The following is a 26,369-nucleotide window of genomic DNA, read 5'->3' as shown; positions in this document are numbered from 1 at the left end:
GGGTGAACCAGCCGGTCCTGCCCGTGGCACGGCGTCCGCGGTCCGTGTCGCCCGCGGACCGGCCCACCCCGGGGAGAGGTCATGTCCGCGTGGAGCGGACCCCCTTTCGTCCGCACCCCACCGGTCCCTAGGGTGGACGGATGAGCAAGTACACCACCACGAACCCGACCACCGGACAGATCGAACGCGAGTTCCCCACCCTGCAGGACGGCGAGGTCGAGGGGGTCCTGGCCCGCTCCCATGCCGCCTACGACGGATGGCGGTCGACCTCCCCGCAGGACCGGGCGAAGGTGCTGGCCGATGTGGCCCAGGCCTACCGCGACCGCGCCGAGGAACTGGGCCGGCTGATCGCCACCGAGATGGGCAAGCCGCTGCGCCAGGCCATCGGCGAGGCCAAACTGGCCGGCAAGATCTACCAGTGGTACGCCGACCACGGCCCCGAACTGCTGCAGACGGAGACCCTGGACCCGCAGGGCGCCGTCGAGTCGATCGTGCAGACCACGCCGCTCGGTTCGCTCGTGGGCATCATGCCGTGGAACTACCCCTACTACCAGGTGGCCCGGTTCGCCGCCCCCAACCTGATGGCCGGCAACACCGTCATCCTGAAGCACGCCCCGATCTGCGGTGCGTCCTCCGCGGTGATGGAGCAGATCCTGCACGAGGCCGGGGTCCCGCAGGATGCCTACATCAACGTCTACGCCACCAACGAGCAGGTCGCCACGATGATCGCCGACCCGCGCGTGCAGGGCGTCTCGCTCACCGGCTCGGAGCGGGCCGGTACCGCCGTCGCCAAGACGGCGGCCGAGAACCTCAAGAAGGCCGTCCTGGAACTCGGCGGCTCGGACGCGATGATCGTGCTGGACGACGCCGACGTCGAGTCGACGGCCAGGACGGCGGCCCAGGGGCGGCTCTCCAACGCCGGCCAGGCCTGCAACTCGCCCAAGCGCATGATCGTCCCGAACGACAAGCTCGACCAGTTCGTCGCCACCGTGGTGTCCACGTTCGAGGGCGCCGCGGTGGGCGATCCCACCCAGGACGGCACCGCCGTCGGGCCGCTGTCCTCCGTCACGGCACGGGACACCGTGGTCCAGCAGGTGCAGAGGGCCGTGGACCAGGGTGCGACCCTGCACACCGGTGGCCAGCCGCTGGACGGCGAGGGCGCCTTCATGGCCCCGGCCGTGCTGACCGGGGTCACCCCGGAGATGGACGCCTACTCGGAGGAGATCTTCGGGCCGGTGGCCGTGGTCTACGGCGTGGACTCCGTGGAGGAGGCGCTCGAGCTCGCCAACGACGTCAGCTTCGGTCTCAGCGGATCCGTCTGGAGCCAGGACATCGATCGCGCCCAGGAGGTCGCCGACGGTCTCGAGGTGGGCATGGCCTACGTCAACGAGCACGGCACCACGCTGCCCGGCTTGCCCTTCGGCGGCGTCAAGCGCTCGGGTTTCGGCCGCGAGCTCGGCCGCTGGGGGATGGGCGAGTTCGTCAACACCCGGTTGCGCCGCACCGCCGCCGCCAAGGGCTGACCCGGGCGGGGTGGGCGGGTCCTCAGAGGGTGAAGGCCCGGATGAGGGAGAGCACGAGCCCGCCCACCCCGATGACGATCAGGGTCGCCCCCAGGGACAGGCACACGCTGGTGATGGGCCGGCGACGCCCCAGGCTCATCAGCGTGGGCTTGTCCGGGCTCACGTAGGCCAGGGCGTGGTCCCTGCCGCCCAGGCGGGCGCGTTCCGGGGCACGGAGGCGCCGTTCGTAGATGTCCTCGGCGGTGAACCACCGTGCCCGGGGCTGGTGCGGCTGGCCCATGATGACGATCTGCGTGGGGACGAACCCACGGTCGGTGGAACGCAGGAGCATGCCCAGCACGAACAATGGCAGCCCGATCCCCGGGCTGACCCAGGCGAGCACGTCTGCGGCGTCGGCGAAGTCCTCGAGGCCGGTCACGGTTCAAGGCTAGTCTCAACCGCCCGGGAACTGGGGGCTGCCCCGGTGAGCGTGCCGGGGCCCGCGCCGCCCCGCACGTGCCCGGGGTGTTCGCTGACGCGAGTCAACGAACACCCCGGCCCCGGCAGTCATGATCACGGCGCGCGGTGGTTTCCTTGGCGTGTCCCACCGCGCGGCGTGACCGTGACCCAAGAGCACGGTGCGGGGAGCGCCGCCGCCGGGAGCACGACGCGCGGGCCGCGGCTCAGGCCGCCAGCGCCTCCGGCGTGCGGACCGGCGTCGCGCGCAGCTGGCTGTCCTCGACGGTCACCCGCACCGCGTCCCCCTCGGCCACGGTCTCGGAGACCAGCAGGTCCGCCACCCGGTCGTCCAGCTCGCGCTGGATGACCCGGTGCAGCGGGCGCGCACCGTAGGCCGGTTCGTACCCGGCCTCGGCGATCCAGTCGCGGGCGGCGTCATCGACCTCGAGGGCGATGCCCTGGGCGGCGAGCCGGGCCTCGGAGGCCCGCAGCTGCAGTCCCACGATCTCGCGCAACTGCGCCGCCGAGAGCGGGGAGAACAGCACCGTCTCGTCGATCCGGTTCAGGAACTCCGGCCGCATGAACTCCTTCACCCGGCCCATCACCTTCTGGCGCACGTCCCGCTGGGCGGCCGCCGCGTCGGCGGAGGCGAACCCCAGGGACGTCCCGCCCGAGGACAGGAACTCGGACCCCAAGTTCGAGGTCATGATCAGCACCGTGTTGCGGAAGTCCACGGTGCGGCCCTGGCCGTCGGTGAGCCGGCCGTCGTCGAGCACCTGCAGCAGCAGGTTGAACACGTCCGGGTGGGCCTTCTCGATCTCGTCGAGCAGGATCACCGAGTACGGGCGGCGCCGGACCTGCTCGGTGAGCTGCCCGGCCTCGTCATAGCCGACGTACCCCGGAGGGGCACCGACCAGGCGCGAGACCGTGTGGCGCTCGCCGAACTCGGACATGTCGAACCGGACCATGGCGTGCTCGTCGTCGAACAGCGACTGCGCCAGCGCCTTGGCCAGCTCGGTCTTGCCGACGCCGGTGGGACCGAGGAACAGGAAGGACCCGACCGGCCGCGAGGGGTCGGCCATCCCGGTCCGGGACCGTCGGACGGACCGGGCGATCGCGGTGACCGCGTCGTCCTGGCCGACCACCCGGTGGTGCAGCTCATCCTCGAGCCGGGCCAGGCGCGATTTCTCGGCCTCGGTCATCCGCGCGGCCGGGATGCCGGTGGCGCGGGAGACCATCTCGGCGATGGCGCCCTCGTCGACGACGTCACCGGCCCCGCCCGCGTTCTGCCGTGCGGCGGCCTCGGCCAGCTGCTCGTTGATCCGGTTGACCTCGTCGCGCAGCTCGCCGGCGCGCTCATAGTTCTCGGCGTTGACGGCGGAGTTCTTCTCGGCCTCCAGCCCCGCGAGCGTGGCGCGCAACGCGTCGACGTCCACCGGTGCGCCGCCCTCGACCGGGCCGCGCCGCAGCGACAACCGTGCCCCGGCCTGGTCGATCAGGTCGATCGCCTTGTCCGGCAGGAACCGGTCGGTGATGTACCGGTCCGAGAGCACGACGGCGGCGCGCAGCGCCTCGTCCGTGTACGTCACCCGGTGGTGGTCCGCGTAGCGGCCGGCCAGCCCGGCCAGGATCTGCACGGTGTCCTCCACGGAGGGCTCCGGGACGGTGACCGGCTGGAAGCGGCGCTCCAGGGCGGCGTCCTTCTCGATCTTGCGGTACTCCTTGAGCGTGGTGGCGCCGACCATGTGCAGGTCCCCGCGGGCCAGCCGCGGCTTGAGGATGTTGCCGGCGTCCATGCCGCCGGACTCCCCGGAGCCCCCCGCGCCGACGACGGTGTGCAGCTCGTCGATGAACACGATGGTGTTGCCGTCCTCGGCGATCTCATCCATCGCGGTGGTGAGCCGCTCCTCGAAGTCGCCGCGGTAGCGGGTGCCGGCGACCATGCCGGCCAGGTCCAGCGTGATGACGCGCCGGCCCTTGAGCTGGGCGGGCACCTCGTCGTCGGCGATGGCCTGGGCCAGGCCCTCGACGATGGCGGTCTTGCCGACGCCGGCCTCGCCGATCAGCACCGGGTTGTTCTTGGTCCGGCGGGCCAGGACCTCGATGGTCTGCTCGATCTCGTCCTCGCGGCCGATCACCGGGTCCAGCCGGCCGGCGCGGGCCTCCTCGGTCAGGTCGAGGCCGAACTTCTCCAGCACGGATCCCTCGGCGCCGGTCTGACCCGGGCCCTCACCCGGCCCGTGACTCGGTTGTCCCGGCTGGGCCTGTTGCTGGGCGGCGGCCTGCAACGACTGGGGGGTGACACCGGCCTGGGCCAGCAGGTGCCCGGCGGGGGAGTCCTGGTTCAGCACGAAGGCGAAGAACACGTGTTCCGGGTCGATGTACGTGGAGCCGAAGGCGCGGGCCACCTGGTAGCCGTCCAGCAGGACCTTCTGCGCCGAGGCGTTCAGGGCCGCGGACGTCTCGTCCTTCCCCTCGACGGGAGCGGGCAGGCGCTCGTCCACGGCCGCGATGAGGGCCTGGGGGTCGGCGCCGGAGGCGCGGACGCCGGCGGCGGCCGGATCCTCGCCGAGCATGGTGCGCAGGACGTGCAGGGCGTCGACCTCGGTCTGGCCGCGTTCGACGGCGAACCGCGCGGCGGCGGCGATGACGTCGTGGGTCCGCTTGCTCAGCAGGCGGGTGATGTCGACGGGGCGTCCCTGACGGCCCACCCGCTGACCCTGCAGGTAGCGGGTGAAGAATTCGTCGAAGGAATCGCCGTGGGAGCCGGCGGGGCCGAAGAATGCGGGCATTGGTCCTCCTCGAGACATGCTCAGCGAGAGTTGAGTGTGTTCAGCTCAAGTAACGCGGGTGTTCCAGGAAATGTTCCCGAACCACCGCGAGGAGGTCAAGAAAGGTGAGTGGACCTGACTCAAGATGCGGCACGGCCCCCGGCGAGGATCGCCGGGGGCCGTGCTCAGGACGTCATGCCGTCAGTCGGTCTACCCCATCATGTGCACGATGACCTCGACGACGCCGGCGGCCGCGGCGAGCGTGACGACGCCGGTGATCGCCCAGAACGCGGCGACGTCGGTGCTCGGCGAACCGGTCAGCGCGGTTCGGGAGACGGGAGTGAAGGAGGGCAGGAAAGCGGACATGAGCGTCCTCCATGAGTGGGATCTGAACCGGCCAAGATATGGCCTCTGGTCCTGCCCAGAGCGGGCATTGGGCAGGACATTACACGCGTCCCCGGAGGCGCGAAAACGCCACGCCGGGCGACACGCCGGATGAGACGCAACCGGTCCTAAACGGGTGCCGGTCCGACCTGTTGACGGTCCCGGAAACACCCTGCGACGAGGCGCTACCCAGGGGGCGGTGGCGCGTGCCGGTCCTCCGGGGTGGCGGTCCCCCAGTGCTCGTGCAGGGCGGTGATCGCCTCCGTGACCAGGGCGCTGCGGGTCACGCCGATGGGAAGGGCGGCCACCACGGAGTTTGTCCGGACGTTTCCCTGCAGGGGGCGGAAGACCAGCGGCCTGCCCTCCGGGCTGGCCGCTGCCGGTTGCATCAGCAGGGAGTAGGCGAGGTTCCGGCCCACGACGTTGTGGATGGCGCCCACGCTGGCCGACCGGCCGAGCACATGGGGCTCCACCCCGGCCTTGGCGTACTCGGCCAGCGTGCGCTGCAGGGCCGGCTCCTCGCTCATCAGCATGACCGGGTGGGCGGCCAGCTCCTCAAGGCTCACGGTCTCCCGGTCGGACAGCGGGTGCTCGGGGCTCAGTACGGCCTGGCGGCGCGCCTCCTGGAGCACCTCGGTCGCGCAGTCCGGCAGCGCCTGGGCTTCGTAGATCACGCTGAGCTGGGCCACGCCCCCCAGCATGAGTTGTTGCACCTCGGGGCCGGCGGCCTCGATGAAGTCCAGTTCCACGGCCGGGTGCCGGTGGGTGAACCAGTCCAGCAGGGGAGGGATGACATGGGGGGCCAGGGTCCTGAACACCCCCACGGTCAACCGGCCGGAGAGCCGGCCATGTGCTCCCTCCACGGCGGAGCCGATGTCCGCGACCTGCTCGACCACCTGCCGGGCGCGGGCGGCGACGACCTGCCCCTCCGCGGTCAGGGCGATGCCGCGGCCCCGACGGCGGATGGCCAGCGAGGCGCCGACGGCCTGTTCCAGCTGTGCCAGCGCCAGGCTGACGGCCGCCTGGGAGACGTGACACCTCCTGGCCGCCTCCGTGATCGACCGGGTCTCCGCGATGGCGGCAAAGTATTCCAGCTGGCGCAGGGTCAGTTCGCTCATCATCTCCCCTTATGACTCTCACCAGTTATCTTAGCTAGACAAATGTGACGCGCGCCACGAGGCTCGACTGTGAGACCAGCCGCTCAGTCACCCCCGTCAGGAGTCATCGTGGAGCAGCACAGGGACCGGCCCTACGTGGTCACTCTCGGCACGGCCGGCGGGCCGAGGTGGTGGAACGACCACCAGGGCCAGCCCCGTTTCGGTATCGCCACCGCCGTCGTCGTGAACGGGACGTGGTATCTCGTGGACTGCGGACAGGGCGCCGGCCGCCAGGCCGCGGCCGCCGGACTGCGGATGGCCGACCTCGGCGGGATCTTCATCACCCACATGCACTCGGACCACACGGTGGACCTGCCGTCCCTGTTGCTCTTCGGGGCGTTCGAACTGAAGAACGCACCCGCCGGGACCATCCCCGTCATCGGACCGGGAGACCGCGGCAAGCTGCCGCCGTTGTCCCCCCGGGCCGCCTCCGTGCCGACGCCCATCGCCCCGGAGCGACCCACCCCCGGGGTCGACGGGCTGGTCCACGGGCTGCTGGCCGCCTACGCCACGGACTGCAACGACCGCATCTTCGACTCTTTGGCCAAGAGCCCGGCCGAGCAGTTCGAGCCCCGCGAGATCGAGTTGCCGGGGGACCTGGGCTTCGACCCGGACACCGACGTCGCCCCGGAGATGGAGCCGATCGAGGTGTTCCGGGACGAGAACGTCACCGTCAGCGCCATCCTCGTCTCCCACCACCCCACTGCTCCGGCCTACGCCTTCCGGTTCGACGCCGAGGCCGGTGCGGTCGTGATCTCGGGGGACACCGCCCCTTGTGCCAACATGGTGCGCCTGGCCCGGGGAGCGAGCCTGCTGCTGCACGAGGCTATCAACCTGGACATCCTGCAGGCGCAGTACACGGACGCCGAGATGATGCAGGCCACCATGGACCACCATCGCCGCGCCCACACCACGGCGGCCGAGGCCGGCAGCATCGCCGCCGTGGCCGGCGTCGGGCACCTGGCACTCCACCACCTCGTCCCCAGCTACTCGCCGCCCGAGGCCTGGGACGAGGCCCGCACCACGTTCGACGGCCCCCTCAGCATCCCCGAGGATCTCGACGTCATCCCCTTCGGCGGCACCGGCGACACCCCGTCGCTGCAGGCCGCCGGCACTCCTACGCTCAGCCTCTGACAGGAACCGAGGACATCCCATGACGACTCCACCACCCACCCCGGCGACGCCGGCGGGCACCTACCACGCCTCTCCGCGGGACATGCGCAGGATCCTCTTCTCGAGCTTCCTGGGCACCGCCGTGGAGTACTACGACTTCATCCTCTACGCCACGGCGGCGGGGATCGTCTTCAACCAGGTGTTCTTCTCCGGTCTCGATCCCGCTGCGGCACTCTTCGTCTCCTTCGGCACCCTCGCCGCCGGCTACGTCGCCCGTCCGCTCGGAGGCCTCCTGTTCGGCCACCTGGGTGACCGCATCGGACGCAAGGCCATCCTGATCGGCACGGTCCTGATCATGGGCATCGCCTCCACCCTCATCGGCCTGCTGCCCACCTCCGAGCAGATAGGCGTCTGGGCGCCGATCCTGCTGGTGTCCCTGCGCCTGGCCCAGGGCATCGCCGTCGGCGGGGAGTGGGGCGGGGCGATGCTGCTGGCCTTCGAGAACTCCAAGAAGGAGTCCCGCGGGTTCGCCGCGTCCTTCGCCTACATGGGCGCCCCCGCCGGCACGATCGTCGGCACGCTGATGCTCTCGCTGATGTCCATGCTGCCGCAGGACCAGTTCCTCAACTGGGGCTGGCGCGTGCCGTTCATCCTGTCGGCCGTGCTGATGGGCCTGGCGATCTTCATCCGCATGAAGGTCTCCGAGTCCCGCGTCTTCCAGGAGCTCTCCACGGCCGTGGAGGCCAAGAAGCGCCCCGTCCCCGCCGCGGAACTGTTCCGCGAGCACCCCAAGTCCCTGCTGATCGCCATCGGCTCGGGCCTGTCCGGACAGATGGCCCAGGGCCTGATGGGTGCGTGGGCCATCTCCTTCGCGGTCCAGCAGGCCGTGCTGGCCCAGACCGAGGTGCTCAACATCAAGGCCCTCGGCGGCGTGGCCACCATCCTGATGATCATCATCGCCTCCCGGCTCTCCGACCGCCTGGGCCGGCGCAAGGTGCTCATCTGGGGCAACCTGGCCGCCATCGCGCTCGCCTTCCCGGTGATGTCCCTGTTGGAAATGGGATCCACCGTGGCCTTCATGCTGGCGATCTTCCTGGGCCTGTCCGTGATCCAGGGCTTCACCTCGGGGCCGTACGGCGCCTTCGTCGGCGAGCTGTTCCCCACCTCGGTGCGCTACTCCGGCACCTCGATCGGCTACCAGCTGGCCTCCACGCTGGGTGCCGGTTTCACCCCGATGATCGCCACGGCCCTGGTCATGGCCGGCGGCGGATCCCTGTGGCTGGTGGCCTGCCTGTGGATGGCCTTCTCGGCCATGAGCCTGGTGTCCTTGCTGGCGGCCCGTGACCGCTCGACGGAGGACATCCAGGAACTGGACGGGACCACCGCCGCCGGCTCGGAGATCACCGCTCCTGCCGTCGCGCCGGCCGAGGACACCGCGGTCCGTTCCTGAACCCCGGTTCCCCGGCCGGAGGCGCTGGCGCCGGCCGGGGACACGACGACGGCGGCGGCACCCCTGGGGTGCCGCCGCCGTCATGTCAGCGGAGCGCGGTGGGCTAGGTGGCCCGGACGGTCAGCGTCCCACGGGGGCGTCCCGGACCGCGTCGTCGTCCTCGGACGCGAGGTCCGCACTCATCTCATCCAGGGCGGGATCGTGGTGCCCGCCCTGGTCCAGGTACTCCTGGGAGGACTCGAACTCCGGGGTGTCGAAGGTCTCGCCGGCCAGGGGATCACCGGCGGTGTCCGCGAGCTCGGCGGCGCCCGTCTGCGGGTTGACGGTGATCTCGCTGGGCCGCACCCGGCGGTAGGAGATGATGTGCTTGTCCGGCTCGTCCCCGGGGGTCGGCACCACGGTGGCCAGGCCGCTGAGGGACATCGACGCCCCGCCCAGGCCGCGGAACACCTCCCGGCCATAACGGTGCGGCTTGGCCGCGTCCACGGCGGCCGCCCCCAGCTGCTCGACGGCCTCGTCCCGCCGGGGCGCTCCCGCCGGTGCCGCACCCGCAGGGGCGACCGGAGCGACCGCGCCGGCCGTCGTCGGGGTCTGGGGCGCCGCCTCGCCCTCCGGCAGGATGACCTCGATGTGCTGCGGCATGGACAGTGTCTCGTGCCGGAAGGCCCGCAGCAGCGAGATGCACGCGATCACCAGGATCACCGAGAACGGTGCCGCCGTGGACACGGCCAGCGTCTGCAGGGCCGTCATGGCCACGTCGCCGCCGGCCACGAGCAGGGCCGCCGCGGCCACGCCCACCAGGACGGACCAGAACACGCGCGTCACGACCGGGGTGGACGTCGCCCCGCCGTGGGCCATCATGTCGATCACCAGGGAGCCCGAGTCGGAGGAGGTGACGAAGAAGAAGATCACCACGACCATGGCCAGGATGCCCAGGAACATGCCGGCCGGGAAGTGCTCGAACAGCTGGAACAGGGCGGTGGTGCTGTTCACCGTCTGCTCACCGGTCTCCGCGTCCGCCACCGTGATCTCCCGGCCCGTCTGCTGGTACAGGATGCCGGTGTTGCCGAAGATCGTGAACCACACCAGGCTGACCAGGGTGGGGGCCAGCAGGACGCCCACGACGAACTCGCGAATGGTGCGTCCGCGCGAGATACGCGCGATGAACATGCCCACGAAGGGCGCCCACGACGTCCACCAGCCCCAGTAGGCGATGGTCCAGATGCCCTCCCAGTTGTCCTCGGAGAACGGCCCGACGTGCAGGGCGGTCTGCGGCAGCTGGCTCAGGTACTGGCCCAGGTTCTCGGGGATGGACTGCAGCAGGAAGATCGTCGGGCCCAGGGCGAACACGAGCAGCGCCAGGACGGCGGCCAGGGACATGTTGAAGTTGGACAGCCACTTGAGGCCCTTGTGCACGCCGGAGACCACGGACCACGTGGCGATGAGGGTCACCACGGCGATCAGCCCGATGACCAGCGCCGGGGAGCGCTCCATCCAGCCGTAGAACTCGATCCCGTCGACCACCTGGCTGACGCCGAAACCGAAGGAGGTGGCCACACCGAACAGCGTCCCGACGATCGCGATGACGTCGATGGCGTGGCCGATCCAGCCCTCCACGCGCTGGCGGCCGATCAGCGGCTCCAGCAGCCACCGCACGGACATCGGGCGGCCGCGGCGGAACGACATGTACGCCAGCCCCAGGCCGACGACGGCGTAGATCCCCCAGGGGTGCAGACCCCACTGGAGCATCATCAGGCCCACGGACTCGCGGGCGGCGTCCGAGGACAGCGGCTCGTTCCCGAAGGCTCCGGGCGGCGCCACGTAGTTCCACAGCGGCTCGGCCACGCCGAAGAACACCAGGCCGATGCCCATGCCGGCGCTGAACAGCATGAGGAACCAGGACAGCAGGCCGAACTCGGGACGTTCGTCGTCCCGGCCCAGCCGGATGCGTCCCACCTTGGAGATCGCGCAGTACAGCACGAACACCAGGAAGGCGTTCACGGCGATGACGTACCACCAGCCGACGCCGCTCGTGATGGCCTCGTTGAGCTCGGTGGTGGCCTCGGTGAGGGCGTCACCGGCCACATTGGCGAAGACGATCGAGGCCACGACGAGGCCGATGATGATCACCGCCGCGGGGATGAAGACCGGCTTGAGGATCTTCGCACGGGGCGGCGGCGGAGTACCGGCGCTCGAGTCGTCGGACAGTGTGTGGGGTGGCCCGGAAACGGGGGAGGACATGTATCGCCTTTCGGGGCGGGACGGACGGATCAGGGACTCGGTGAGGCTAACAGGCCTGCTCGGTCACCATCCGGGCACCGTGATCCGGCCCACGCCGGCCCTCCGTTGGACTATGTCCCCAGCGCCTCCTCGATCGCCCCGCGCATCCTGGCCGGCGCCGTCGTGGGGGCGAAGCGCTCGATCACGCGGCCGTCCCGGCCGATGAGGAACTTCGTGAAGTTCCACTTGATCGCATCGCCCAGCAGACCGGACGTCTCCTGGCGCAGCCAGGCGAACGCCGGATGGGAGCCGGAGCCGTTGACCTCGACCTTGCCGAACATGGGGAACTCCACGCCGTAGTTCAGCTGGCAGAACTCGCCGGCCTCGGCGTCGGTGCCCGGTTCCTGGTGGGCGAACTGGTTGCACGGGAAGCCCAGCACCACGAGCCCGCGGTCCCTGTACTCCGCGTAGAGCTCCTGGAGACCCTCGAACTGAGGGGTCAGGCCGCACTTGCTCGCCGTGTTGACCACCACGGCCACCTGGCCGGTGTATGCGGACAGCGGCTGTTCGGCACCCGCGGCGGTGCGGGCCGTGAAGTCGTGCAGGGTGCTCATCAGTCCTGCACCACCGTGACGTGGACGTCGATGTTGCCCCGGGTGGCATTGGAGTACGGGCAGACCTGGTGGGCCGCATCGGCCAGTTCCTGGGCCTCGTCCTGCGGGAGCCCGGGGATGACCACCTCGAGGGTCACCTCGAGGCCGAACCCGCCGGCGTCGTTGGGGCCGATGCCCACCCGGGCACCCACGCTGGACTCGCCGAGATCCTTCCTGGCCTGGCGGGCGACCATCTGCAGGGCGGAGTGGAAGCAGGCCGCATAGCCGGCGGCGAACAGCTGCTCGGGGTTCGCACCGTTACCGGTGCCACCCATCTCCTTCGGCACGGCCAGGTCCAGGCTCAGGGTGCCGTCGGCGGTCCGGGTGTGGCCGTCGCGGCCGCCGCCGGTGGCCAGGGCCTCTGCGGTGTAGATCGTCTTCATGGGATCTCCTTCGGTGGATGGATAGGGGGTGGATCGGGAATGGGCGCGGATCGCCCGGGGACGGACGCCGTTCGCGCGGGCGGAGGGCCCTCAGGCTCCGGCGCTCACGAAGCGCCGGGACAGGTCCCGCAGCGCCAGCAGTTCCGCGGGAGCCAGCGTGACCGCCTCCAGCAGGCATCGCTGGACGTCCGCCGCCCGCTCGCGCAGGGCATCGCCGGCGGGGGTCAGGCTGACGAGCACCCGGCGGGAGTCGACGTCGGCGCGCTCGCGGGCGATGAACCCGTGGGCCTCCAGCCGGCGCAGCAGGGGCGAGAGCGTGCCGCTGTCCAGGTGCAGGCGCTCGCCCAGGGACGTGACGGTCAGCCCGTCCTGCTCCCAGAGCACGAGCAGCACGAGGTACTGCGGGTAGGTCAGGCCCAGCTCGTCCAGCAGGGGGCGGTAGGCCTGCTGGGCGGCCCGGGCCGCGGAGTACAGGGCGAAGCAGACCTGGTCCTCGAGGTGCAGGTTCGGTGCCGTGGCGGAGCTCATGCCAGAAGTATTGCGCACAATTCAATTGAGCACAATGTTTTGACGGTGGGGCGTGGTCATCAGTCCGGCCAGTGGTCGTCCCGGTTCCTCCACGCCTCCGGGACCCCGCCTGTTCCCGGCGCCGCCGTCCTCCGCCACCATGAGGGTGTAACGCCTCACCCCGAGGAGGAGCCGTGGCCACCCATCACACGCCGCCGGCGTCGGGCCCGCGGGTCGTACGCGCCCCGCGCGGGCCGCAGATCACCGCCCGGTCCTGGCAGACCGAGGCGGCCAAGCGGATGCTCATGAACAACCTGGACCCCGAGGTGGCCGAGCGCCCGGAGGACCTGGTCGTCTACGGCGGAACGGGCCGGGCCGCGCGGTCCTGGGAGGCCTTCGACGCGATCGTGCGCACGCTCGACACCCTCGGAGCCGACGAGACCCTGCTCGTCCAGTCGGGCAAGCCGGTCGGGGTGCTCACCACCCACGAATGGGCCCCGCGGGTGCTCATCGCCAACTCCAACCTCGTCGGGGACTGGGCCACGTGGGAGCACTTCCGGGCCCTCGAGGCCGAGGGGCTGATGATGTACGGCCAGATGACGGCCGGGTCCTGGATCTACATCGGCACCCAGGGCATCCTGCAGGGCACCTTCGAGACCTTCGCCGCCGTCGCCCGCAAGCGCTTCGGCGGGACGCTGGCGGGCACCCTGACCCTCACCGCCGGCTGCGGCGGGATGGGCGGGGCGCAACCGCTGGCCGTGACCCTCAACGGGGGAGCCTGCCTCATCGTCGACGTCGACGCGGCCCGGCTGCGGCGCCGCCGGGACCAGCGCTACCTGGACGAGGTCGCCCCGGACCTGGACACCGCCGTGCACCGGGTCCTGGCCGCCCGGGCGGAGGGGCGGGCCCTGTCCGTCGGGCTGGTCGGCAACGCGGCCGAGGTCCTGCCCGAGCTGCTCGACCGGCGGTTCCCGGCCGACGTGGTCACCGACCAGACCTCCGCCCACGATCCGCTGTCCTACCTGCCGGTGGGCGTGGACGTCGACTCCTGGCGGGCCGAGGCCGCGCAGGACGCGGAGAAGTTCACCCGGCGGGCGCGCGAGTCGATGGCCCGGCACGTGGAGGCGATGGTCGGGTTCGCCGACCGCGGCGCGGAGGTCTTCGACTACGGCAACTCGATCCGCGACGAGGCCCGCACGGCCGGGTACGAGCGCGCCTTCGACTTCCCCGGCTTCGTGAAGGCCTATATCCGCCCGCAGTTCTGCGAGGGGCGCGGCCCCTTCCGGTGGGTGGCGCTGTCCGGCGACCCGGCCGACATCGCCGTCACGGACCGTGCCCTGATGGAGCTGTTCCCGGACCACGCGGACCTGCACCGGTGGTTGCGAGCCGCCGCCGAGCACGTCGAGTTCCAGGGGCTGCCCGCCCGGATCTGCTGGCTGGGCTACGGCGAGCGGGCCCGGGCCGGGCTGCTGTTCAACCGCCTCGTGGCCGAGGGCAGGGTCTCGGCCCCGATCGTCATCGGCCGCGACCACCTCGACTCCGGGTCGGTGGCCAGCCCCTACCGGGAGACCGAGGGGATGCTCGACGGCACCGACGCCGTGGCCGACTGGCCGCTGCTCAACGCCCTCGTCAACACCTCCTCGGGCGCCACCTGGGTGTCCATCCACCAGGGCGGCGGCGTGGGGATGGGGCGCTCGATCCACGCCGGCCAGGTCTGCGTGGCCGACGGCACCGAGCTGGCCGCCCGGAAGCTGGAACGGCTCCTGACGAACGACCCCGCCACGGGCGTGATGCGCCACGTGGACGCCGGCTACGACCGGGCGCGGGAGGTCGCCGCCGAGCGCGGGGTGCGGATCCCGATGGCCGAGGAACCCGATGCACCCGTCCGGCCCGGGAAGCCCGGTGGGAACGGGACCTGATGCGCACCGTCGTGACGGACATCGCCGAGCTGGTGACCAACGACGCCGGCGCCCCCGGCCTGCTGGGCGTCGTCGCCGACGCCACCCTGCTCCTCGAGGACGGCCGGGTCCGCTGGGCCGGTCCGGCCGCCGAGGCCCCGATCGAGGCGGCACTGGCCGAGGAGGGCATCAGCGCCGGCGGCGGTGCGGTCCTGCCGGGGTTCGTCGACAGCCACACCCACCTCGTGTTCGCCGGGGACCGCTCGGCGGAGTTCGCCGCCCGCATGGCCGGACAGCCCTACACGGCCGGTGGCATCACCGCCACGGTGGCCGCCACCCGCGCTGCTGGCACGGCAGAGCTCGAGGAGAACCTCGTCCGCCTGCTCCGGCAGGCCGAGCGCTCCGGCACCACCACGGTGGAGGTCAAGACCGGGTACGGGCTGAGCCTCGAGGAGGAACTGCGCGCCCTGGACATCATCAACCGGCACACGGAGGACGCCACCCTGCTGGCCGCCCACGTGGTCCCGCCGGAGTACCGCGACGATCCCGAGGGCTACGTCGACCTGGTGGTCGAGCGGATCATCCCGGCGGCGGCCGGACGGGCCCGGTGGGTCGACGCGTTCTGCGAGGAGGGGGCCTTCACCGTGGAGCAGTGCGCTCGCGTCCTCACGGCCGGCCGGGAGCACGGGATGATGCCGCGGCTGCACGCGAACCAGCTCACCGCCGGCGGGGCGCTGCAGCTCGCCGCGCGCCTGGGCTGTGCCTCCGCCGATCACGCCACGTTCGCCTCCGAGGCCGACCTGGCCGCGCTGGCCGGCGCCGGCACCGTGGTGACCCTGCTACCCGGCGCCGAGTTCTGCACCCGACAGCCCTACCCGGACGCCCGCCGCTACCTCACCGCTGGGGTCACCCTCGCCCTGGCCACCGACTGCAACCCCGGTTCGAGCTTCACCAGCAGCATGCCCTTCTGCATCGCCGTGGCCGTGCGGGACATGCACTTCACCGTGGACCAGGCGGTGTGGGCCGCCACCGCCGGGGGAGCGGCCGCGCTGCGCCGGCCCGACGTCGGCCGGCTCACCGCCGGCGCCCGCGCCGACTTCATCGTCCTGGACGCGCCCAGCCACCGGTACCTGGCCTACCGGCCCGGGGTCGACCTCGTCCGGCGGGTGTACCGGGGCGGTCGCCTGATCGCGGGGCAGGACTGGCCGTGACACCGATCGAGCTGGACCCGGACGCCCTGAGCCTGCGCGACGTCGTCGCCGTGGCCCGGTTCGGGGCGCCGGTGACGATCAGCGCCGCCACGCTCGACCGGGTCCGGGCGACCCGGCAACACGTCGACCGGCTCGCCGGGGCCGCACGCCCCGTGTACGGGGTCTCCACCGGGTTCGGCGCCCTGGCCCAGCGGCACATCCCCGGTGCGCTGCGCAGTCGTATGCAGCGGTCCCTCGTCCGCTCGCACGCCGCCGGGATGGGCCGGCCGGTGGAACGCGAGGTGGTCCGCGCGCTGATGCTGTTGCGGGCCCGCACCATGGCCACGGGCCGGACCGGCGTGCGGCCCGGGACGCTGACCGGTTACGTGGCGGTCCTCAACGCCGGGATCACCCCGGTGGTCCGCGAGTACGGCTCTCTCGGGTGCTCGGGGGACCTGGCGCCGCTCGCGGCGTGCGCCCTGGTGCTGACCGGAGAGGGCGAGGTCCTGGACGCCGAGGACCGGCCCGTCCCTGCCGCCGGCGCCCTGGCGGCCGCCGGGATCACTCCGGTGCGGCTCGAGGAGAAGGAGGGCCTGGCGCTGGTCAACGGCACGGACGGGATGCTGGGCATGCTGGTCCTGGCGCTGGACGACCTGGAGAACCTGCTGACGGTGGCGGACCTCTCCGCCGCGGCGAGCGTGGAGGCGTTGCTGGGCACCGACCAGGTGTTCCGGCCGGAGGTGCTGGGACCCCTGCGCCCCTATGACGGTCAGACCACCAGCGGGGCCAACATGTTCGCCGCCCTGAGGGGCTCGGCCATCGTGGCCTCGCACCGGGATTCGGACCACCTGGTGCAGGACGCGTATTCGCTGCGCTGCGCCCCGCAGGTGACCGGCGCCGCCCGGGACACCCTGGCCTTCGCCGAGCAGGTGGCCGGGCGCGAGCTCCGCGCCGCGATCGACAACCCGGTGGTGCTCGACGACGGGTCCGTCTCCTCGAACGGGAACTTCCACGGCGCCCCGCTGGCCCACGCCCTGGACTTCCTGGCCATCGTGGCGGCCGACGTGGCCTCGATCACCGAGCGGCGCACGGACCGGCTGATGGACGTCGCCCGGAACCAGGGCCTGCCACCGTTCCTGGCGCACGACCCGGGCGTGGACTCGGGGCTGATGATCGCCCACTACACGCAGGCCGCGATGGTCGCCGAGACCAAGCGGCTGGCGGTGCCGGCCAGCGTGGACTCGATCCCCAGCTCGGCGATGCAGGAGGACCACGCGTCCATGGGCTGGCACGCTGGGCGGAAGCTGCGCACCGCCCTTGAGAACCTGGCCGCCGTGATCGGCGTCGAGCTCTACGCCGCCACCCGCGCCCTCGAGCTGCGCGCAGCCGCTCCGGCACCGGTCACCGGGGCACTCCTGCGGCTGGTGCGCGGCCGGGTGCCCGGGCCCGGGCCGGACCGGTTCCTGTCCCCGGACCTGGCCGCGGTGGTCGAGCTGGTCACCAGCGGGGCGGTCGTGGCCACCGCGGCCGAGGCCATGGACCTCGGCCACACCCTGACCGGCTGGGCACCGCGGCACCGGCCGGACCGGGAGGGGGACGGGGGACATGCCTGAGCAACCGGCTCCCGGCGCACGGGGTGAGGCGTGGTCCGGTCGCTCCGACGGCCCGGGGCCGGAACACCGGCGCTGGCACGACGTGGTGCGCGGGCCGGGGGCCGTCCGCCCGTCCGAGGTGCCGGGCCCGCCCGGTGGCGCGAACCTCTCCGGGGTGCCGGCGACGGTCGCCCTCATCGGCTTCGCCAGTGACGAGGGCGTCCGCCGCAACCACGGACGGCCCGGCGCCGCCGCCGGACCGGCGGTGTTGCGCCGGGCCCTCGCCCCCCTGGCGGTGCACGGAGAGTTCGGCCTCCACGACGCCGGCGACGTCACCGTGGCCGGCGAGGACCTCGAGTCCGCCCAGGTGCACCTGGGCCGCCGGGTGGCGCGATTGCTGGAGGACCATCGGCTGGTCGTCGTGCTCGGGGGCGGCCACGAGGCGGCCTACGGCAGCTACCTGGGCCTGGCTGCCTCCTCGCGCCTGGCCGCCTCGTCCGGTGGGGCCGCCGCGTCCGGTGAGGCTCCCGCGTCCCGCGCGGCCGGCGGCCGGCTCGGGATCCTGAACCTCGACGCGCACTTCGACCTGCGGGCCGCGGACCGGGCCACCTCGGGAACGCCGTTCCGGCAGATCGCCGAGGCCGAGGCCGCCGCCGGACGCCCCGTCGACTACGCGGTGCTTGGCATCAGCCCACCGAACAACACCCGGGCGCTGTTCGACACCGCCGAGCGCCTCGGGGTCCACTACCTCACCGACGAGGACTGCGCGGACCGGCCCGAGAGCGTCGCGGCGTTCGTCGAGGACGCGCTGGGCCGGGCCGACGTCGTCCACCTGAGCGTCGACCTGGACGTGTTGCCGGCCGCCGTCGCCCCCGGGGTGAGCGCCCCGGCCGGGTTCGGCGTGCCGGTCCACGTCATCCACGCCGTCTGCCGGCAGGTGGCCGCCAGCGGCAGGACGGCGGTGCTGGACGTCGTCGAGCTCAATCCGCGGTACGACGTCGACGGCCGCACGGCCCGGACGGCCGCCCGGCTGATCACGACCGTGGTCCACGCCGCGGCCGCGCAGGGTGCACCGGGGTCCGGGGGACCAGCCCGAGCCGGGGTGAGCCCCCGCAGCCGGGGCCACGGCACGGGGCGCTGATCCCTTCCGCTTCTCTCGACCGTGGTCCTAGGGTGGCTTCTCAACCGCGGTGAGACGGCAGTGATGCTGCCCCGTCCGTGCACGCCCTCGCGATGCACGTCCTCCATCCACAGAGCCCTTCAGCCGTGTCCTAGGTAGGTCATCATGCGTGCAGTCCTCCGAACCCTTGTCCCCGCGGCCCTCTTCCTGAGCCTGCTGGCCCCGGCCGGCGCCGCGAACGCCGCCACCGAACGCGTCGAACCGTTCTCCTTCACTGTCGACGACTGCGAGGGGGGAACCATCCGGGGGGAGGGGACCCTCCAGGCCGCCTACGAGATCCAGCCCGACTGGTCGATCAGCGTCGAGGGCGATGCCCGGGGCACGGCGGTCGGTGACCAGGGCAACGAGTACGTCCTCGAGGAGAGCCACAGCGAGGTCTTCGCCCTGGGTGACTACACCTTCGACTATCGCGCGGACCTGATCAGTCAGGGCTCCGCACCCGATGAGGTGCTGCTGGTCCACTACGACCCGGGCAGTGGACTCACCTTCGAGACGGAGTGCGACGACTGACCCTCAGGTGACCTCCCCGCCGCGGGCGGGTCCTCAGGTCTCGCAGGTCGCCTCCAGCATCGGCACCAGCAACTCGTTGACGTCGTAGGTCAGGGGCTGGGCGGTGGTCATGTCCCGGCCCGTGGCGCCGAGGGAGACCTGCCGGGTGCCGTCGGCGGAGGAGAACACCAGGGCCGCGGTGCCGAAGGTCAGCCCGTCATGGCCGTACAGCCACTGGGGTGCCTCGCCCGGTCCGGTGCAGGGGTCCGGCACGCGGTAGATCCCCAGCCCGTACCCGCCGACGTCCCCGGTCCGCGGGGTGACCATCTCCTCCACCAGGTCCTCGTCGACCAGCTCTCCGGAGGTCAGCGCCTCGGCGAAGCGGTTCAGGTCCCGGGTGGTGCTGACCACGGCGCCGGCCGCGTCGAAGACGTCCGGGTCGAACCCGCGCAGGGACTGCCAGCCGAGACCGCCGACGTCGGTCCCTCCCGTCCACATGGCCCCGGTGAGGAACCGCCCACCGTGCTGGGGCTCGTCCGGGAAGGAGCTGTGACGCATCCCGGCCTCGTCGAACACCCGGTCCTCCAGCAGGTCCCCGAGGTCCTCCCCGGTCACCTCCTCGAGCACCACGCCGAGGGCCACGTACCCCGCGTTGGAGTAGCTGAAGTCGGTGCCCGGTGCGAACAGCCAGGGCAGTGCGTTGACGACGTCCAGGTGGTCCTGCGGCGTGTAGTCCTCGCCGAGGGCGGCGATGAACTGGTTCCAGTCGGACAGGTCCGTCATCCGGGTGGCGATCAGTTCCACCGAGGCGGTCTGTGCGCCGGACCGGTGACTGAGCAGGTGCTCCACGGTGACGTCCGGCTGACCGGGGAACAGGCCGGGGACGATGTCCTCGACCTTGGTGTCCAGCGCCAGATGCCCCCGCTCGATCTCCTGCAGGGCCAGCGTGGCGACCATGGTCTTGGTGATGCTGCCGACGCGGAACCGGTCCTGCGACCGCGCCTGCGGCCTGCGGTCGATCTCCCGGTGCCCGGCCGAGCCACGCCAGGAGAAGTCCGGAGAGTCCACGCGGGCCGTCACGCCGACGGCGCCGTCGTCGACCAGTCCCTGGGCGGCCCGGTCCAGTGCGCGCTCGAGCTGCCGGGACTCGCGGTCCCCGTCCCCGTGCGTGGGCCCGGGGACCTCAGTCCCCGGCGCCTGACGATGCTGTTCCGGGCGGTCCCGCTGCTCCAGGCGCTCCTGCAGGTCCAGGCGCTCCTGCAGGTCCAGCCGGTCGAGGAACGGCTGGCCCTGGGACGTCGGCGGCCCCTGACCGGCGTCCTGCGGTCCGGCCTGCACGGCGGCGGCCGGAGCCGTCCCGCCCGCGGAGATCCCGACGACCAGTGCAGTGGCCGCGACGAGGGCGACCGGACGACGACGCATGACGCGTTCCTCTCGTTGGTATGCCTCCACGGTACGAAGGATGTGTGAGCTGGACAACTTAAGATGGGCCCATGGAACCGACCGCGCTGGAGCGCCGCCTCACCGCCCTGGCCGACGCCGTTCCCTTCGCACTGCACTACCGGGTCCGCCTGCTGGGACCCGCGCTGGGGGCCGCGCGGCCCGCACCCGCCGGCGGCCTCCCGACGCCGGCGGGGGGCCTCACGCTCTCGCGCCGCGCCGACGTCGTGGTCCCCTCCTTCTCCACGCGCAAGGTGGGCGTGCTCTGCGCGGCCCTCGCCCTCGTGCGCACCGGGCGGCTCAGTCTGGACCGGCGGCTGACCGTCACGGAGGACCTCAGGGACGGGGTGCAGGCCGGGATCATGCGCAACCTCTCGGCCGGGATCGAGCTGAGCCTGCGCGACTGCCTGGTGCAGATGATGGCGACCAGTGACAACATCTGCACGCAACTGGTGTTCGAGGCGATCGGCTCGGCGGTCGACCTCGTCCTGCCCGGGACCTCCGCGGAGCAGGCCGCACTGCAGTTCGTCAACGACTACTGCGCCTGGGCCGGGATGCGCGCCACGTGGCACCGCGAGACCTTCCCGCGCACCGGCGACCTGACGTGGTCCCACCCGCTGGACGCCATCACCGTCACCACGGCGGCGGACCAGTGCCACCTGCTGGCCTCGATCGCCCGCGGAGTCTCGGACGAGGAGGCCGCGGCCGCGTTGCGGCTGACCGCCGGGAACTGCCGGTTCGCCGTGGAACTGATGCGGGGGATCCACACCCCGCGACTGGGGGCCGCCACCGGGCGCATCGGCTTCGCCGAGAAGAACGGCCGCGGACTGCGCTCGCTGTCCCAGGTGGGCATCGCGCTGGACGGGGACGGCACGCCGCTGGCCGCGCTCGCGGTGTTCGCCGAGTCGGTCCCCACCCGGTTGCCGGACGGGCTGCCCGGGCGCAACGCCGTCTTCGAGGCGTTCGCCGCGGTCGGCCTGGCCGTGCAGGACGCGGTCTCACCGCTCGTGACCGCCTGACCGCCTGGCCGCCGGGCCGGGTGACCGGCTAATCGGATGGCCGGATGACCGGCAGGCCGCAGGGTCTACGCCGGCGCGGCCCCGAAGGTGTCCGGGTCCACGGGACGCTCGGCGCGCGGCAGCCCGGCCACCACGAGCCGGTAGGAGTCGGTGACCAGTTCCCGCACGAGGGTCCTGTCCACGCTCTCGCCCGGGCCGATCGTGATCCAGTGCCGCTTGTTCATGTGGTACCCCGGCGTGATCTCGTCGTGGGCCGCGCGCAGCGCCGTGGAGTCCTCCGGCTCGGCCTTCAGGGTCACGACGGGCGCGCCCACCACGTCGGTCAGCAGCATGAAGACCTTGCCCCTGACCTTGTAGACCTCGTGCTCGGGGCCGAAGGGGTGTCCCACGGTGGACGCGGGCAACTCCTCGGCCATCTCCCGCGCACTGTCCTGCAGCTCAGTGCCGTTCACCGCGTCCCTCCTGCCGGCCGTCGTCCCTCCGCCTGACCGCCAGCCTCCCACACCCGGACGTGGGCGGCCCTCGTAGGCTGGGACACATGTCTGGACACGGCTCACCGCACCCGCTCGGCCCCGGCGTGGTCTCCCTGCAGGACCTCACGACGTCAGCGACCGGGCTGCGCTTCGCCGTCCGGTTCCCCGCGGCGCCCGGGGGCGCGCCACGTGCCGCGGTGGCGCACGGGGCGGAGGACCGGCACCCGCTGGCCGGGACCGGCAAGCTGTTCCTCGCGGTCGCCGTGGCGCAACTGGCGGAGCGCGACCCGGAATTACCGGCGGAGCCGGTGACCATCCGTGGCGAGCACCGCGCGGCCGCCCGCTCCGGGACGCTGCGGCGGATGGATGGCGAGCTGCAGCTGACCGTGGACGACGCGATCGCCCTGGTCGTCGGGACCGGCGACGCGGCGTGCGTGGTGGCGCTGCTCGAGTTCCTGGCGGCCAGGGGAGCGGACGTCCTGGGCGAGGCCCAGCGGGCGGTGGCCGGCCTGGGCCTCGACGCGACGGCCTTCACCGCGCTGGAACCCGCGGTCCTCGGGGACGCGGACGCGCCGGGGGAGAGCTGGGGTGAGGGCCTCCTCGGCACGACGACCCCGGCCGACCTCTGCACCCTGCTGGAGCGCCTGGCCACCGACGGGACGGCCCGTTCCGAGCGGATCCTGGGCTGGATGGGCACGGCGTTCGAACCGGCCGGACTGGCCAGCGCCCTGCCCGGCTTCGGACCGCGCACCATCCCGCACCGCACCGTCTCCGGCCTCGAGCTCCTGACGCCCCCCGGGGCACCCGGGTGCGCCTCCGTGCTGATCCTGCCGGCCGACGTCGGGACCGGGCGGCCGGCCGCGTGCGTGGCCGCCTACCACCCGCGGACCCGCACAGAGGACCCGGCGGGATCCGCGCTCGAGGCCGGCGCGGCGCTGGGCTCGCTCGGCCTGGCCGCGGCCCGGGCCCGGGACGTCGGCTGAGGCCGGAGCGCGCCCCGGTCCGCGGTGCCGCCGGCCGGTCCTGCCCGCCGCCCGTTCGTCCGGATCGGGAGGACACGTCCGTGCGGAGACGCAGGGGGCGATGTCCTCTCGACCCGGACGGACGATGACCGGGCGGCTCACCCGCCCCGGATCAACCGGCGCACCCGCGTGACCAGGGCGTCCACGTCGTCGATGAGCCGGGCGGCGCCGTCGATGTCCTTGCGCAACCGCGTCTCGACCTCGGGATCCTTCAGCGGCGCCAGGTCCGTCTCGAGGGTGACCACCGCGGCCATGAGGGCCGCGCGCTCGGCGCCCAGCGCGGCGCCCACGTCGCTGAGCACGTTCTGGTTGTAGTCCTCCAGCAGTTCCGTCGCCACGCCCACGACGTCGGCCGCCACCGTCACGATGGCCCCCGGCGGTTCCGCGGCCCGTTCGATGGCCTGCTGGATCTGCCGCGATCGTTCGGCACGCTCCGGCTCGGTGTCCCGGGGCATCGCGAAGGCGTCGGCGACGGAGGCGAACCCCGACTCGTCCGCGTCCGAGAGCCCCAGCGCGGTGACGGCGATCCGCTCGCAGCGGGCGGCCAGTTCCTCCCGATCGCTGAACCGGGCCGCCATGGCCACCAGGGCCGCTCCCTGGGCGGCCATCAGCGCGCCCGTGGCCCCGCCGCCGGGTGTCGGCTCGCCGGAGGCCAGGCGGTTCAGGTAGTCCTCGATGCGCTCGTGCCGGATCATGGGTCCATCACAGCACCGCGTCCGGAACCGCGCCAGTCCTGCGGCGGCCCGGGTGTGGCCTCGTCAGCGCGGCAACCGCACCGTGCTGGTCAGCGTGGTGAGCATGGGCTCCCGCGGAGTGGAGCTGAACCCGAACCGCGGTGGCGGGTCCATCTCCGTCAGGCCGCCCAGGTCCCGGCCGCCCCAGGAGGCCGTGGAGGCGGTGATGCGGTGCAGGTCCCGGGCGGAGTACCACTCGAGCCGGTCGTTCCCCGCGGTGCCCAGCGTCCGCACCCCGGGCATCACCACCCGGGCCACCCGGTCGCTGACCCGCGCCACCGTCAGGGTGCGGCCCAGCCGGGGCGGGACGGCGCGCAACAGGTGCCCCCAGGCCGTCCGCCGCCCCACCGTGAACTCCCAGTGCAGCGGCCCGGCCCGCACGGTCCAGGCGGGACCCTCGACGGCGACGGACACGGGGACCTGCCGGACGTCGTCGAACACGTAGGTGGCCGAGACGAAGTCGGCGACCCAGTCGTCCGGGGCCAGCAGCTCGCGCCGGCCGTCCGGGTGCTCCACCATGACGTCCGCGAACGGCCCGTGGGGGCTGTGGTCCCAGGCGCCGAGCACCAGCCGGGTCCCACCGGAGGTCCCGGCCCCGGCGATGTGGCCGGTGAACTGCCATCGGTCCATGCGCGTCTCCCGCCGCCGTCGTGGTCTGCTCATCCCATCATCACCCGCGCGCCGCGTGCAGGCTGAAGGCGGCCAGGAAACCGGCGGCGGCGATGAGCCCCGAGTACAGGGCGGCGTCCTCGAAGGCCTCCGGGATCATGGTGTCCGTGATCATCGCCAGGATGGCCCCGGCGGCCAGCGCGTTGACGACGGCCAGCGTGGCCGGTGGGGCGCCGTCCAGCAGGAGGTAGCCGGCCAGCGCCGCCAGCCCGGAGGCCACCGCGATGCCGCCCCAAATCCCGAAGACGTAGCCCGGCCCGCGCCCGGCACGTTTCCAGCCGGCCGTGCTGGAGAGCCCCTCCGGGACGTTGGAGATGAACACGGCCACGAACATCGGCAGGCTGACCCCGCCGCCGACGAGCACGCTCAGCCCCAGCACCATGGATTCCGGGACCCCGTCCAGCAGGGCCCCGATCGCGATCGCCCCGCCGGCACCGTCCCCGTCCAGTCCGGACTGCTGGTGACCCGAGCGCTTGCGGTGCCGGGCCCCGAACCGGGCCAGCACGATGTTCAGTCCGACGTAGGTCACCGCCCCGACGGCGAAGCCGATGACCGTGGCGGCGAGTCCACCGGTGGTCAGGGCCTCGTCGACGAGCTCGAAGGTCAGGGCGGAGATCAGCACGCCGGAGCCGAAGGCCATCACGGCCGCCACCACCCGCCGCGGCACGTCGACGAACCAGGCGATGACGCTGCCCAGCAGCAGCGCCGCACCGGCGATCAGGCCGGCCCCGCCGGCCAGCAGCCATTCCGGCATACGCACCTCCGGGTTCAGGATCGTGCACGACCGGGCCGCGGGGAAGGGCCGGTGCGTGCCGTGGGCCCGTGGGCGCGCCTCCGGTCGGCAGGTCTGGGCCTGGGCCCGCGGCAGGAGGACACTGCTGCTGTGGAACTCGATCCCGTGGTCACCAATCCGGAGCACTACTCCGTCCTGTTCGAGAACGACGAGGTGCGGGTGCTGGAATACACCGACCGGCCCGGCGACCGGACGACGCCGCACGACCACCCCGACAGCGTCATGTACTCCCTCAGCCACATCCGCCGCCGACTGGTCGCGGGTGAGCACCAGCGGGACGTGGACATCCCCGCCGGGACGGTCAACTGGGTGCCCGCCCAGCGTCATTCCGGCGAGAACACGGGGGACACGCCCTCGAGGGCGATTTTCGTGGAGCTCAAGCGCGTCGGCCAGGCCCCGCGGGGCGAGGCGCTCGGGCCCAGCTGAGGCATCGGCGACCGGGCCGGCTGAGGACGTGGGCACCCGGGCCCGGCCTGGGGGCCGGCGGCCGGTGGGGATAGGGTGGCCGCAACGAGACGCCCCGGCCCGCCCGGAGCGTGTGACGGCAACCCCAGGAGCGATCATGTCCGGACGGTCCACCCCGTTCTCCGTGGGAGACCACGTGAGCTGGAACTCCGAGGCCGGTCGGGTCTCGGGCACCATCACGAGGGTCCACACCAGCGATTTCGACTACAAGGGACACACCCGCCGGGCCTCGGCGGAGGACCCGCAGTACGAGATCAAGAGTGACAAGACGGATCACGTGGCCGCCCACAAGGGCAGCGCGCTGACCCGGCTCAAGGACTGAGCGGCACCCCGCGGCGCCACGCCGATGGCTGACGCACCGGTGCGCCGGCGGCGGGCTCAGAGCCCGAGGTCGCGCCCGATGAGTTCCTTCATGATCTCGTTGGAGCCGGCCCAGATGCGGTTCACGCGGGCGTCCTTCCAGGCCCGGGCCACCCGGTACTCGTTCATGTAGCCGTAGCCGCCGTAGAGCTGGACGCAGTGGTCCAGGATCTCGTTCTGCACGTCCGAGGCCCAGTACTTGGCCTTGGCGGCGTCCACGGCGGACAGCTCGCCGGTGGTGTGGGCCAGCACCGCCTCGTCCACGAACGCCTGGGTGACCTCGGCCTTGGTCACCAGCTCGGCGAGCAGGAACTTGTTGTGCTGGAAGGCGCCGATGGGTTGACCGAACGCCGTGCGCTCCTTGGTGTACTCGAGCGTCTCGTCCAGGATCTGCCGGGCGTGCGCGATCCCGTAGACCGCGGCGCCCAGCCGCTCCTGGGGCAGGA

Annotated in this window: 26 protein-coding genes; 12 read left to right on the top strand and 14 right to left on the bottom strand. The window is 72.4% G+C overall.

Annotation, left to right across the window (positions count from 1 at the left end; translation table 11 throughout):
• Window positions 1–140 precede the first annotated feature (140 nt).
• Window positions 141–1,523 (top strand): NAD-dependent succinate-semialdehyde dehydrogenase, encoded by a 1,383-nt coding sequence (locus GGQ69_RS11500; protein WP_183528670.1) that lies wholly within the window; start codon window positions 141–143, stop codon window positions 1,521–1,523.
• 22 nt (window positions 1,524–1,545) lie between these two features.
• On the opposite strand, the gene GGQ69_RS11495 is transcribed toward GGQ69_RS11500, so the two are convergent.
• From GGQ69_RS11495 to GGQ69_RS11480, 4 genes are all read right to left on the bottom strand, one after another.
• On the bottom strand, window positions 1,546–1,941 hold the full coding sequence (locus tag GGQ69_RS11495; protein ID WP_183528668.1) for a hypothetical protein: 396 nt from the start codon (window positions 1,939–1,941) through the stop codon (window positions 1,546–1,548).
• Window positions 1,942–2,185: 244 nt separating this feature from the next.
• Window positions 2,186–4,753 carry an ATP-dependent Clp protease ATP-binding subunit gene (locus tag GGQ69_RS11490; protein ID WP_183528666.1) on the bottom strand — a complete coding sequence of 856 codons (2,568 nt, stop codon included), beginning with the start codon at window positions 4,751–4,753 and terminating at the stop codon, window positions 2,186–2,188.
• A gap of 189 nt (window positions 4,754–4,942) precedes the next feature.
• Entirely contained in the window at window positions 4,943–5,098 is a 156-nt protein-coding gene (locus GGQ69_RS11485; protein WP_183528664.1) for a hypothetical protein, read from the bottom strand.
• A gap of 203 nt (window positions 5,099–5,301) precedes the next feature.
• A complete protein-coding gene (locus tag GGQ69_RS11480) occupies window positions 5,302–6,234 on the bottom strand; it encodes a LysR family transcriptional regulator (protein ID WP_183528662.1) in 933 nt (310 codons plus the stop codon).
• 108 nt (window positions 6,235–6,342) lie between these two features.
• Between GGQ69_RS11480 and GGQ69_RS11475 the strand changes: the two genes are divergently transcribed.
• Complete coding sequence (locus GGQ69_RS11475) at window positions 6,343–7,407, top strand: MBL fold metallo-hydrolase (protein WP_183528660.1); 1,065 nt, start codon at window positions 6,343–6,345, stop codon at window positions 7,405–7,407.
• 19 nt (window positions 7,408–7,426) lie between these two features.
• The gene (locus GGQ69_RS11470; protein WP_183528658.1) at window positions 7,427–8,836 is read left to right on the top strand and encodes an MFS transporter; all 1,410 of its coding nucleotides are present in this window, start codon (window positions 7,427–7,429) and stop codon (window positions 8,834–8,836) included.
• 120 nt (window positions 8,837–8,956) lie between these two features.
• Here the strand turns inward: GGQ69_RS11470 and GGQ69_RS11465 are convergent, their stop codons facing one another.
• The 4 genes from GGQ69_RS11465 to GGQ69_RS11450 all read right to left on the bottom strand — a co-directional run bounded on the left by GGQ69_RS11465 (window position 8,957) and on the right by GGQ69_RS11450 (window position 12,620).
• Complete coding sequence (locus tag GGQ69_RS11465; RefSeq protein WP_183528656.1) at window positions 8,957–11,077, bottom strand: BCCT family transporter; 2,121 nt, start codon at window positions 11,075–11,077, stop codon at window positions 8,957–8,959.
• A gap of 110 nt (window positions 11,078–11,187) precedes the next feature.
• Window positions 11,188–11,670, bottom strand: a complete 483-nt coding sequence (locus tag GGQ69_RS11460) for a glutathione peroxidase (RefSeq protein WP_183528654.1) — start codon at window positions 11,668–11,670, stop codon at window positions 11,188–11,190.
• On the bottom strand, window positions 11,670–12,092 hold the full coding sequence (locus GGQ69_RS11455) for an organic hydroperoxide resistance protein (RefSeq protein WP_183528652.1): 423 nt from the start codon (window positions 12,090–12,092) through the stop codon (window positions 11,670–11,672). The genes GGQ69_RS11460 and GGQ69_RS11455 overlap by 1 nt, the downstream gene beginning before the upstream one ends.
• 90 nt (window positions 12,093–12,182) lie before the next feature.
• Entirely contained in the window at window positions 12,183–12,620 is a 438-nt protein-coding gene (locus tag GGQ69_RS11450; protein WP_183528650.1) for a MarR family winged helix-turn-helix transcriptional regulator, read from the bottom strand.
• A 173-nt stretch (window positions 12,621–12,793) separates the two neighbouring features.
• Here GGQ69_RS11450 and hutU point away from each other — a divergent pair, with 173 nt between their 5' ends.
• The 5 genes from hutU to GGQ69_RS11425 all read left to right on the top strand — a co-directional run bounded on the left by hutU (window position 12,794) and on the right by GGQ69_RS11425 (window position 18,969).
• Window positions 12,794–14,518 carry a urocanate hydratase gene (gene hutU, locus GGQ69_RS11445; protein ID WP_183528648.1) on the top strand — a complete coding sequence of 575 codons (1,725 nt, stop codon included), beginning with the start codon at window positions 12,794–12,796 and terminating at the stop codon, window positions 14,516–14,518.
• Window positions 14,518–15,708 carry an imidazolonepropionase gene (gene hutI, locus GGQ69_RS11440; RefSeq protein ID WP_183528646.1) on the top strand — a complete coding sequence of 397 codons (1,191 nt, stop codon included), beginning with the start codon at window positions 14,518–14,520 and terminating at the stop codon, window positions 15,706–15,708. The genes hutU and hutI overlap by 1 nt, the downstream gene beginning before the upstream one ends.
• The gene (gene hutH / locus GGQ69_RS11435; RefSeq protein ID WP_183528644.1) at window positions 15,705–17,300 is read left to right on the top strand and encodes a histidine ammonia-lyase; all 1,596 of its coding nucleotides are present in this window, start codon (window positions 15,705–15,707) and stop codon (window positions 17,298–17,300) included. The genes hutI and hutH overlap by 4 nt, the downstream gene beginning before the upstream one ends.
• Entirely contained in the window at window positions 17,293–18,420 is a 1,128-nt protein-coding gene (hutG, locus tag GGQ69_RS11430; RefSeq protein WP_183528642.1) for a formimidoylglutamase, read from the top strand. The genes hutH and hutG overlap by 8 nt, the downstream gene beginning before the upstream one ends.
• Before the next feature lie 144 nt (window positions 18,421–18,564).
• Window positions 18,565–18,969 carry a hypothetical protein gene (locus tag GGQ69_RS11425; protein ID WP_183528640.1) on the top strand — a complete coding sequence of 135 codons (405 nt, stop codon included), beginning with the start codon at window positions 18,565–18,567 and terminating at the stop codon, window positions 18,967–18,969.
• 33 nt (window positions 18,970–19,002) lie between these two features.
• On the opposite strand, the gene GGQ69_RS11420 is transcribed toward GGQ69_RS11425, so the two are convergent.
• Window positions 19,003–20,370 carry a serine hydrolase gene (locus GGQ69_RS11420; RefSeq protein WP_183528638.1) on the bottom strand — a complete coding sequence of 456 codons (1,368 nt, stop codon included), beginning with the start codon at window positions 20,368–20,370 and terminating at the stop codon, window positions 19,003–19,005.
• A gap of 71 nt (window positions 20,371–20,441) precedes the next feature.
• On the opposite strand from GGQ69_RS11420, the gene GGQ69_RS11415 reads away from it, so the two are divergent.
• Window positions 20,442–21,407 (top strand): serine hydrolase, encoded by a 966-nt coding sequence (locus tag GGQ69_RS11415; protein WP_183528636.1) that lies wholly within the window; start codon window positions 20,442–20,444, stop codon window positions 21,405–21,407.
• Between the two features lie 65 nt (window positions 21,408–21,472).
• Here GGQ69_RS11415 and GGQ69_RS11410 read toward each other — a convergent pair whose 3' ends face one another.
• A complete protein-coding gene (locus tag GGQ69_RS11410; RefSeq protein ID WP_183528634.1) occupies window positions 21,473–21,859 on the bottom strand; it encodes an MmcQ/YjbR family DNA-binding protein in 387 nt (128 codons plus the stop codon).
• An 86-nt stretch (window positions 21,860–21,945) separates the two neighbouring features.
• On the opposite strand from GGQ69_RS11410, the gene GGQ69_RS11405 reads away from it, so the two are divergent.
• Window positions 21,946–22,863: a serine hydrolase gene (locus GGQ69_RS11405; protein WP_183528632.1), complete on the top strand. Its 918-nt coding sequence runs from the start codon at window positions 21,946–21,948 to the stop codon at window positions 22,861–22,863.
• Between the two features lie 137 nt (window positions 22,864–23,000).
• On the opposite strand, the gene GGQ69_RS11400 is transcribed toward GGQ69_RS11405, so the two are convergent.
• From GGQ69_RS11400 to GGQ69_RS11390, 3 genes are all read right to left on the bottom strand, one after another.
• Window positions 23,001–23,597, bottom strand: coding sequence for a cyclodeaminase/cyclohydrolase family protein (locus tag GGQ69_RS11400; protein WP_183528630.1), 597 nt, complete (start codon window positions 23,595–23,597; stop codon window positions 23,001–23,003).
• Window positions 23,598–23,660: 63 nt separating this feature from the next.
• Window positions 23,661–24,266, bottom strand: coding sequence for a hypothetical protein (locus GGQ69_RS11395; RefSeq protein ID WP_183528628.1), 606 nt, complete (start codon window positions 24,264–24,266; stop codon window positions 23,661–23,663).
• A gap of 40 nt (window positions 24,267–24,306) precedes the next feature.
• A complete protein-coding gene (locus GGQ69_RS11390) occupies window positions 24,307–25,059 on the bottom strand; it encodes a ZIP family metal transporter (protein WP_183529436.1) in 753 nt (250 codons plus the stop codon).
• Window positions 25,060–25,188: 129 nt separating this feature from the next.
• Here GGQ69_RS11390 and GGQ69_RS11385 point away from each other — a divergent pair, with 129 nt between their 5' ends.
• Both GGQ69_RS11385 and GGQ69_RS11380 read left to right on the top strand, forming a co-directional pair.
• Window positions 25,189–25,524 (top strand): cytoplasmic protein, encoded by a 336-nt coding sequence (locus GGQ69_RS11385; RefSeq protein ID WP_183528626.1) that lies wholly within the window; start codon window positions 25,189–25,191, stop codon window positions 25,522–25,524.
• 136 nt (window positions 25,525–25,660) lie between these two features.
• Window positions 25,661–25,885, top strand: a complete 225-nt coding sequence (locus tag GGQ69_RS11380) for a DUF2945 domain-containing protein (protein ID WP_183528624.1) — start codon at window positions 25,661–25,663, stop codon at window positions 25,883–25,885.
• A 56-nt stretch (window positions 25,886–25,941) separates the two neighbouring features.
• On the opposite strand, the gene GGQ69_RS11375 is transcribed toward GGQ69_RS11380, so the two are convergent.
• Window positions 25,942–26,369 (bottom strand): acyl-CoA dehydrogenase family protein (locus GGQ69_RS11375; RefSeq protein ID WP_255459681.1); only part of this gene is annotated, 428 nt, incomplete at its 5' end.

It is taken from the genome of Micrococcus sp. TA1, from assembly GCF_014199555.1.
In the GTDB taxonomy this organism is placed as follows: Bacteria; Actinomycetota; Actinomycetes; order Actinomycetales; family Micrococcaceae; genus Citricoccus.
Note: the sequence above shows the minus strand (reverse complement) of the source record. Positions and strands in the feature narration are given on the sequence as shown.

Coding starts and splice junctions, on each gene's coding strand:
- GGQ69_RS11500 (WP_183528670.1), top strand. CDS start 141: ATGAGCAAGTACACCACCACGAACCCGACCACCGGACAGATCGAACGC.
- GGQ69_RS11450 (WP_183528650.1), bottom strand. CDS start 12,620: ATGAGCTCCGCCACGGCACCGAACCTGCACCTCGAGGACCAGGTCTGC.
- hutG (WP_183528642.1), top strand. CDS start 17,293: ATGCCTGAGCAACCGGCTCCCGGCGCACGGGGTGAGGCGTGGTCCGGT.
- GGQ69_RS11460 (WP_183528654.1), bottom strand. CDS start 11,670: ATGAGCACCCTGCACGACTTCACGGCCCGCACCGCCGCGGGTGCCGAA.
- GGQ69_RS11470 (WP_183528658.1), top strand. CDS start 7,427: ATGACGACTCCACCACCCACCCCGGCGACGCCGGCGGGCACCTACCAC.
- GGQ69_RS11420 (WP_183528638.1), bottom strand. CDS start 20,370: ATGCGTCGTCGTCCGGTCGCCCTCGTCGCGGCCACTGCACTGGTCGTC.
- GGQ69_RS11425 (WP_183528640.1), top strand. CDS start 18,565: ATGCGTGCAGTCCTCCGAACCCTTGTCCCCGCGGCCCTCTTCCTGAGC.
- GGQ69_RS11485 (WP_183528664.1), bottom strand. CDS start 5,098: ATGTCCGCTTTCCTGCCCTCCTTCACTCCCGTCTCCCGAACCGCGCTG.
- GGQ69_RS11390 (WP_183529436.1), bottom strand. CDS start 25,059: ATGCCGGAATGGCTGCTGGCCGGCGGGGCCGGCCTGATCGCCGGTGCG.
- GGQ69_RS11480 (WP_183528662.1), bottom strand. CDS start 6,234: ATGAGCGAACTGACCCTGCGCCAGCTGGAATACTTTGCCGCCATCGCG.
- GGQ69_RS11400 (WP_183528630.1), bottom strand. CDS start 23,597: ATGATCCGGCACGAGCGCATCGAGGACTACCTGAACCGCCTGGCCTCC.
- GGQ69_RS11405 (WP_183528632.1), top strand. CDS start 21,946: ATGTCTGGACACGGCTCACCGCACCCGCTCGGCCCCGGCGTGGTCTCC.
- GGQ69_RS11465 (WP_183528656.1), bottom strand. CDS start 11,077: ATGTCCTCCCCCGTTTCCGGGCCACCCCACACACTGTCCGACGACTCG.
- GGQ69_RS11415 (WP_183528636.1), top strand. CDS start 20,442: ATGGAACCGACCGCGCTGGAGCGCCGCCTCACCGCCCTGGCCGACGCC.
- GGQ69_RS11380 (WP_183528624.1), top strand. CDS start 25,661: ATGTCCGGACGGTCCACCCCGTTCTCCGTGGGAGACCACGTGAGCTGG.
- GGQ69_RS11395 (WP_183528628.1), bottom strand. CDS start 24,266: ATGGACCGATGGCAGTTCACCGGCCACATCGCCGGGGCCGGGACCTCC.
- GGQ69_RS11455 (WP_183528652.1), bottom strand. CDS start 12,092: ATGAAGACGATCTACACCGCAGAGGCCCTGGCCACCGGCGGCGGCCGC.
- hutI (WP_183528646.1), top strand. CDS start 14,518: ATGCGCACCGTCGTGACGGACATCGCCGAGCTGGTGACCAACGACGCC.
- GGQ69_RS11490 (WP_183528666.1), bottom strand. CDS start 4,753: ATGCCCGCATTCTTCGGCCCCGCCGGCTCCCACGGCGATTCCTTCGAC.